At 67.4% G+C, this 5,777-nt stretch carries 8 protein-coding genes and 1 pseudogene; 3 read left to right on the top strand and 6 right to left on the bottom strand.

The window, feature by feature from the left end; all coding sequences use genetic code 11:
• Nucleotides 1-228, top strand: a pseudogene (locus KGM94_RS22790) (hypothetical protein); the annotation flags it as partial.
• A 111-nt stretch (nt 229-339) separates the two neighbouring features.
• Entirely contained in the window at nt 340-576 is a 237-nt protein-coding gene (locus tag KGM94_RS22785; RefSeq protein ID WP_300264350.1) for a hypothetical protein, read from the top strand.
• Nucleotides 577-584: 8 nt separating this feature from the next.
• Here KGM94_RS22785 and KGM94_RS22780 read toward each other — a convergent pair whose 3' ends face one another.
• Genes KGM94_RS22780 through KGM94_RS22765 form a run of 4 tightly spaced genes read right to left on the bottom strand, consistent with a single transcriptional unit; the run spans nt 585 to nt 3,407 of the window.
• Nucleotides 585-935, bottom strand: a complete 351-nt coding sequence (locus tag KGM94_RS22780) for a hypothetical protein (RefSeq protein WP_300264348.1) — start codon at nt 933-935, stop codon at nt 585-587.
• Nucleotides 936-981: 46 nt separating this feature from the next.
• Nucleotides 982-1,698 carry an ATP-binding cassette domain-containing protein gene (locus KGM94_RS22775; protein WP_300264346.1) on the bottom strand — a complete coding sequence of 239 codons (717 nt, stop codon included), beginning with the start codon at nt 1,696-1,698 and terminating at the stop codon, nt 982-984.
• Nucleotides 1,688-2,425, bottom strand: a complete 738-nt coding sequence (locus KGM94_RS22770; protein ID WP_300264344.1) for an ABC transporter permease subunit — start codon at nt 2,423-2,425, stop codon at nt 1,688-1,690. The genes KGM94_RS22775 and KGM94_RS22770 overlap by 11 nt, the downstream gene beginning before the upstream one ends.
• A gap of 1 nt (nt 2,426) precedes the next feature.
• Entirely contained in the window at nt 2,427-3,407 is a 981-nt protein-coding gene (locus tag KGM94_RS22765) for an ABC transporter substrate-binding protein (protein WP_300264342.1), read from the bottom strand.
• Between the two features lie 85 nt (nt 3,408-3,492).
• Here KGM94_RS22765 and KGM94_RS22760 point away from each other — a divergent pair, with 85 nt between their 5' ends.
• Entirely contained in the window at nt 3,493-3,852 is a 360-nt protein-coding gene (locus KGM94_RS22760) for a hypothetical protein (RefSeq protein ID WP_300264340.1), read from the top strand.
• A gap of 62 nt (nt 3,853-3,914) precedes the next feature.
• Here KGM94_RS22760 and KGM94_RS22755 read toward each other — a convergent pair whose 3' ends face one another.
• Together KGM94_RS22755 and KGM94_RS22750 are read right to left on the bottom strand one after the other, a co-directional pair.
• On the bottom strand, nt 3,915-4,736 hold the full coding sequence (locus KGM94_RS22755) for a quinoprotein dehydrogenase-associated SoxYZ-like carrier (protein WP_300264339.1): 822 nt from the start codon (nt 4,734-4,736) through the stop codon (nt 3,915-3,917).
• A 54-nt stretch (nt 4,737-4,790) separates the two neighbouring features.
• The gene (locus tag KGM94_RS22750) at nt 4,791-5,717 is read right to left on the bottom strand and encodes a quinoprotein relay system zinc metallohydrolase 2 (RefSeq protein ID WP_300264337.1); all 927 of its coding nucleotides are present in this window, start codon (nt 5,715-5,717) and stop codon (nt 4,791-4,793) included.
• Nucleotides 5,718-5,777: the final 60 nt, after the last annotated feature.

The following is a 5,777-nucleotide window of genomic DNA, read 5'->3' as shown; positions in this document are numbered from 1 at the left end:
GGCGAGATGCGCTATCTCCGGCACTATGAGGGGATCGGACTCGGCGACTTCGCCGGCCAGGCGCTGTTCATCGGGCCGACCGCCTATGTCCAACTCTCGCCACGGACGCGCCTGACGGCGAGCTGGAGCGTGCAGGCCTGGGGACGCCCGGCGGGCTCCGGCGGCAATCTCGACCTCGTGAATTTCGAGCGCCATCAGGCCCGGCTTCTGTTTGGCGTCAATTTTTAGGCCGGCGCGGCCCGGTTTCGCGGCCTCTTTCACGCGGACTTGAAACTTCCCACCGCGGCCGGCGTAAGCCCCTGTGGTATTCCTGATGCGAGGTTCCAAAGGATCTTGGACATGAACCCGATAGACCTGGTCATTACCGTTTGCGCGGTGCTCTCGCCCGCGACCTGCGAGGAGCAGCATCTGGTATTTTCCTATGCCGGCTCGCCGCAGCAGTGCTCCATGGCCGCCCCGCCCTATATCGCCCAGTGGATCGGCGAGCATCCGAAGTGGACCGCGGTGCGATGGCGCTGCGAATTCCCGCACACCCACGACCGCGCCGACGCTCGCCCAACCTGGTCCGTCGTATAGCCCCCGCGCTACTTGTTGCAGTCCTTCAGGTCCTTGTCGGCGATCGAGAACACGGCATCCGCCCTGATCTCGATGTCGCGGACGAAGCATTGCCGCGCATCGGGGTAGGAGACCTTGGCGTCATAGCGGCCGGGCCCGACCCCGGTGATGCGCAAGCGCTCGTCGTGATCGACCTCCTTGTCCTTGTCGTTCAGGGTCTGGTTTGCTCCCCACTCGTTCTTGCCGGCCGGCGAGAGCTGGAAGCCGGAGATCGTGGCGGTCGTCAGATTCCACAGCCGGACGCCCTTGCCCTTGGATTGTGCGAGGCTCGCGCCCGGCATCGCAATCAAGAGAATGCCGACGGCAGTCAGCGTGCGCATGGTGACCTCCCTGTCACGTTGTCCGCTGTCCATTGACCACGGGTTTTCATTTCGGTTCAAGGTTCGCCGGCGCCGCCCTCAGCTCTGTCCTGATCCTGGCGAGCTCGGCTTCGCCGCGCCGGGCGCGCGGGATCGAGATCGGCACCTCCCGCACGATGCGGGCAGGGCGCGGCGACAGGAAGAACAGGCGGTCGCCGAGGCGGATCGCGTCGTCCAGGCTGTGCGTCACCAGCAGCGTCATCACCGGACGGCGGCCGACCAGGGTGGCGATCTCGTCGCGCAGCCGGCCGGCCAGGGTCTCGTCGAGCGAGGCCAGCGGCTCGTCGAGCACCAGGATGTCCGGATCGACCGCGAAGGCGCGGGCGAGTGCCACGCGGCGGGCGAGTCCCAGCGACAATTCGCCGGGATAGTGGGCGCGATGAGACTCCAGCTCCAGGATCCTGAACAGCTCGGCGAGCCGTTCGTCGGTGACGCCGGGCACGGCCAGCCGCACGTTCTGCTCGACCGTGCGCCACGGCAACAGCCGCGGCTCCTGGAACACCATGCCGATGCGGGCGTCCGGCGGGCGCGAAACGCGGCCGGCGAACTCGCGATCGAGCCCGAGAATGATCCGCAGCAGCGTGCTCTTACCGCAGCCGGAGGGCCCGATCAGCACGCCGACCTCGCCCGGGCGAAGCGAGAAGGCCAGCGGCGCCAGCACCTCGTGCGCCTCGCCCGCCGCGTTCCGGAACGTCTTGCCGGTGATATCGACCTCAAGCCGCACGGGGGCGCCACCGGGTCGACCGCGCTTCAAGCGGCTGCACGAGCAGGGTTTCGATGACGAGCACGACGGCCGCAAAGGTCAGCGAATAGGCGAGCAGCCGCGGCGTGTCGAACAGCTGGAAGGCGACGCCGATCTCGAAGCCGACGCCGTTCGGCCGGCCCAGGAGCTCGGCGACCAGCACGATCTTCCAGACCAGCGACAGCCCCGAGCGCGCGGCGGCCGCGACGTAGGGCGCAAGCTGCGGCAGCACGACATGCCGGAAGGTGCGCCAGCGCGACATCGCGAACACCGTCGCCATCTCATCCAGGGAGCTGTCGAGCGCGCGGGTGCCTTCGCGCAAGGTCACGACGGCGGTCGGCAGCTTGTTGATGGCGATGGCGGCGATCGCCGCGGTCTCCGTCAGTCCGGCCCAGATATAGGCGAGCACGATCACCACCAGGGCTGGCAGGTTGAGCAGCAGGATCAGCCAGGGATCGCCGAGCCGGTCGGCGAGCCTGACCCGGCCCATCAAATAGCCGAGGGCGCTGCCGAGCGACATCGCCAGTACGAAGGCGAGCGCGACGCGCGCGAGCGTCGCGCCGAGATGCAAGAACAGCGCGCCGGAGGCGGCCTCCGCGACGATCACGTTGAGCACCGCGGGCGGCGAGGGCAGCTTGGCGCCGCCGGCGAACAGCGCGGCGATCCACCAGATCGCGAGAAACAGGGCGAACGACAGGAGACGCAGCACCTCAGTCTCCGGTCACGGCGTGATAGAAGGTGCCGGGATCGAGCTCCGGCGCGGAGCCCACGAGGTCGCGGCCGCCGATCTCGGCCAGCACGCGATAGAGCACGCGCGCGTCGGCCTCTTCGTCGTCGATGCTGCGGCGGGGAATGCCCTCGCGATAGCGGTTGCGATAGGTCTCGAGCAGGGCGGCGTCGCTCGTGCCGGTCAGGGGCGCGATTTCATCCCAGGCGGCGTCCGAGGTCACGAGCAGGGTCTTGGCCTTGCGGGTCATCGCGATGAAGCGCGCCACCGTGTCGCGGTGGCCGGCGGCCCAGGCTTCATCGAAGACGTAGCCGACCACGCCGACCGGTCCCTTGGCGCCGAGTCTTGGCAGGATGTCCTCGATGCCGGCGAGGCGCCGAAAACCCTTGGCCTCGAGCTGGGCGCAGAAATTCCAGAAATTGAGGCTCGCATCCATCTCGCCATCGAGCGCCTTCGCCGCCAGTAGCGGCGGGGCGCCGTAGACGATGCTCGCCTCCGTCTTCAGGTCGATGCCGTCCTGCTTCATCCGCGCCTGCAACAGCAGCCAGCTCTTGTCGATCGGCCCGCCGGCGACCGCGAGCTTGCGGCCCTTCAGGTCGGCGAGCGTCCTGATCGGCGAGGCTGCCGGCACCATGATCGCGCCGAGCGCGCTGGAATAGGGATAGAAGGTCAGTTTCGCTCCGAGCGCGCGCTCGCGCGACACCCAAAGCCAGTCCGACAGCATGACGTCGGCATTGCCGGCGCGCATGGCGATCTTGCCGGCCTCGGTGCTGGCAAGCTCGGTGACCTCGAGCGACAGATTGGCCTCCTTGTCCAGGCCGTGCGCGCGGATGGCGGCCAGCTCCCAGGAGAACGTTCCGGTCTTCTGCACCGCAAGACGGATCGTGTCCGCCGCGTGGCCGGCCGCCGTTTGCGCCAGCACGAGGCCGATCGCGACCGCCAATGTCCGAACAAAAAGTCCCATCGCCTTTGCGCCGCTTCCCCGAACGTGTTCTTCTCCGGAGAATACGCATAGCATGGATTTGGTCGCAACCAGCGGGAGGACGGCCATGAGTTTGGCGGGACAGCTACGACCGATGGTCGCCGCACTGGCGGTGCTGGCCGCAACCGCGATGGCGGCGAAGGCGGAGGATGCCAACGATTACCCGACGGTCGCGCGCGCCGAATATGTGTTCGGCTGCCTGAAGGCGAATGGCGAGACGCGGCAGGCGATCGAGCAGTGCTCCTGCTCGATCGACGTGGTGGCCTCGATCGTGCCCTATGAGCGCTACGTCACCGCGGAAACGGTGCTCAGCATGGCGCAGGTCAAGGGCAACCTCGGCGGCGAGTTCCGCAGCTCCGAGCAGGCGAACGCCGCCGTCAACGAGTTGAGGCGCGCGCAGGCCGAAGCCGAGGTGAGGTGTTTTTAGCCCATGCGGTCATTCCGGGTTCGGCTCTTTGAGCCGCCCCGGAATGACGGCGCAAGAGCCGCTCACATCCCCGGCTTGTCGATGTCCCATTCGTTGCGGAAGACGTGGCCGTCGGTGTCCCTGGCCTCGGCGCGGAAACGCTTGGCGCCGTTCGAGACGTAGGTGAAGCGGATGTTGGGGTCCTCCGAGATCGAGATGCCGCCCTCCATCGCCAGCACGAGGCTGTCGTCCTGCCACAGCCGCAGCTGGTTGACGAAGAAGGCCGGGATGTAGAGCTGCGTCACCTGGTCCATTTGCAGTCCCGAATTGTTGGGATGGCCGATCATGATCTGCGCCTCGCGGATGCGGCTGGCGGGCACCTCGTCGGCCTTCGCAAACTGGCGGTAGCGCATCTGGCCGAGGCGTTTCTGTGCCTCCTCGGCATTCTTCGCCGCCGGCGCGGAGCAGCCGCCGGACGCCTTCACATAGGTCTTGGACGCGTAGAGCTGGCCGTCGCTGAGCTCGGCGACGGCGTGGACGTCGGTATAGTTGTTGACGCGCACTCGCGTCGAGATCTCCGAGACGTTGGCGTCAGGTCCGAGCTCGAACTTCGCCGCCATCGGCGCGGGATTGCGGTCGATCACCAGCGTGATCGACCGGATGCGCCTGGCGTCGCCGGGCGACAGTTTCGTGCGCAGCGTGACCGGGACGATCGCCGCGTCCTCGGCGCGATAGGGCATCTCGATGCCGATGACGTCGCCGCCGTCGTTGATCGGACGGTTGTTGAAGATGTCCTGGACGAGACCCGGCCAGGGATCATAGGCCTCCTCAGTGCGTGCGGGCGCGGCGAGCACGACGCCGAACAGGGCGGCGGCGAGAGGCAGGCGGAGAAGGAATCCGATCATGGTCGCGTCCTCGCGCAGGCGAAGCAGTGATCGCGGCAGAGCGTAGTGCGTCCGCTATTCCCATTCGATTTCCGAGAATGCCGCGGTTGCGTTGCGGGCATTATAATCGTCGAACAGGTCCCAATGCGAGCGTTCATTGGCTGCCGCCTGGTCTGCGGCGGCCTGGATCGGCTCGCCCTTGCGGTTCAGCGCGCGGACGTCGCCGAGCAGCGTCGTGAGATAACGCCGCTCGTCGGCGAGCGCTGCAGGCCAGTCGCTCACGGGACCGTGACCCGGAACGACGCGCTGCGCCGGGACGGCCTCGAGCTCTCCCAGCGCGGCGAGCCAGCCGCGGATGCTGCCGTCCATCACCGGAATGTGTCCGAGGAAGACCAGATCGCCCGCGAACAGGGTCTTCGTGGTTTCATCCAGCACCGTGAGGTCGCTGTCGGTGTGCGCAGGGGGCCACGCTCGCAACACCAGGCGGCGCGTGCCGAGGGCGAGCGTCAGAGTGCCGGAAACCAGCAGCGTGGGCGGCACGATCTTCACGGGGTCGATCAGGTCCTTGCCCATGATGCGGCGGAAATTGTCCAGATAGAACGGCCCGCGTGCGGTAAGCGCCCGCGGCAGATGGTTGTGGCCGACAAAGACAGTTCCCTCGCGGACGAAGGCGGCGTTGCCGAAGACGTGATCGGGATGGCCGTGGGTGTTGATGACGTAGCGGATCGGCTTGTCGGTCCGCGCCCGCACCGCCGCCAGCAGCGCCTCGCCCTCGCGCACGCTGCCGCCGGTGTCGATCACCGCGACGGCGTCGTCGCCGATGACGAAGCCGACATTGGCGATCGCCCCCTCATTGTCAGCGGTCATCAGGGCAGTTGCCCCGATGTGCACGAAAATTCCCGGAGCGACTTCGCTCACAGGCAATTCGGCAGGGGCGGCGCGTGCTACCGTCGCCGTCCCCAGCAGCGCGAGCACCGCGATCATCGAGCCGAGATGCGTCACTTTTTGGCCTCAGTTCCGGAGCCCGCGGCGCTGCACCGCAGCAAGCGAAGACGCCGAGAA

Origin of the sequence: Bradyrhizobium sp., from assembly GCF_028868675.1 — a bacterium.
Lineage (GTDB): Bacteria > Pseudomonadota > Alphaproteobacteria > Rhizobiales > Xanthobacteraceae > Bradyrhizobium.
This window is presented reverse-complemented; position numbering and strand designations above follow the sequence as displayed.